The organism is Bradyrhizobium sp. STM 3809, from assembly GCF_000239795.1.
Taxonomy (GTDB): domain Bacteria; phylum Pseudomonadota; class Alphaproteobacteria; order Rhizobiales; family Xanthobacteraceae; genus Bradyrhizobium.
Genome location: NZ_CAFJ01000394.1, coordinates 1 through 1032, shown reverse-complemented (window position 1 = coordinate 1032; position 1032 = coordinate 1). Strand labels below are relative to the sequence as shown.

At 65.4% G+C, this 1032-nt stretch carries 1 protein-coding gene; it reads left to right on the top strand.

Annotated elements, in window-relative coordinates:
* Window positions 1-972, top strand: a 972-nt coding sequence (locus BRAS3809_RS19835) for an amidohydrolase family protein (protein WP_035657069.1), incomplete at its 5' end; no start/stop codon positions are given.
* Window positions 973-1032: the final 60 nt, after the last annotated feature.

The window sequence follows — 1032 nt, the reverse complement described above, 5'->3', positions numbered from 1 at the left end:
GTCGCCGACGGCTATTCGTCGCTGAAGATCTTCATGACCTATGAAGGGCTGGCGCTGAACGACTACGAGATCCTCGGCGTGCTGCAGGTCGCCCGCGAAACCGGCGCGCTGGTGCAGATCCACGCCGAGAACTACGACGCGATCCGCTTCCTCACCGACCGTCTCGAGCGCGAAGGCAAGATCGCGCCCTATTATCACGGCAAGTCGCGGCCGATCCCGGTCGAGCGCGAGGCCACCCATCGCGCGATCTCGCTGGCCGAGCTGATCGACGTGCCGATCGTGATCGTCCACGTCTCCAACCGCGAGGCGATGGAGGAGATCCGTCGCGCGCAGATGCGCGGCCTGAAGATCCACGGCGAGACCTGCCCGCAATATCTGGTGCTGACGGAAGAGGACATGCAGGGTCTCAACATGGAAGGGGCCAAATATGTCTGCTCGCCGCCGCCGCGCGATCACGCCAGCCAGGAGGCGTGCTGGGAAGGCCTGCAAAGGGGCGTGTTCTCGCTGTTCTCCAGCGATCACTGCCCGTTCCGCTACGACGACGAGGCCGGCAAGCTGACGCCGAAGGGCCGCACCAGCTTCCGCTGGGTGCCGAACGGCATTCCCGGCGTCGAGACCCGGCTGCCGATCCTGTTCTCGGAGGGCGTCAGCAAGGGCCGCATCAGCCTCAACCAGTTCGTCGCCTTCACCGCCACCAACCACGCCAAGACCTATGGCCTGAAAGGCAAGGGCTCGATCGCCATCGGCTACGACGCCGACATCGCGCTGTGGGACCCGAATAAGACGGCCAGGATCAGCCAGTCCGGCCTGCACCACGGCTCCGACTACACGCCCTATGAAGGCATCGAGATCACCGGCTGGCCGGTCGCCACCATGCTGCGCGGCAAGTTCGTCGTGCGCGACGGCAAGCTGCTCGGCGCCAAAGGCGATGGCCGCTACGTCACGCGCGGCAAGCCGGGCGGCATCGCCTGACGAGCCTGAGCACGCTCTCTCCCGGTCATTGCCAGGAGTATCGCATATGGCGATCGATGT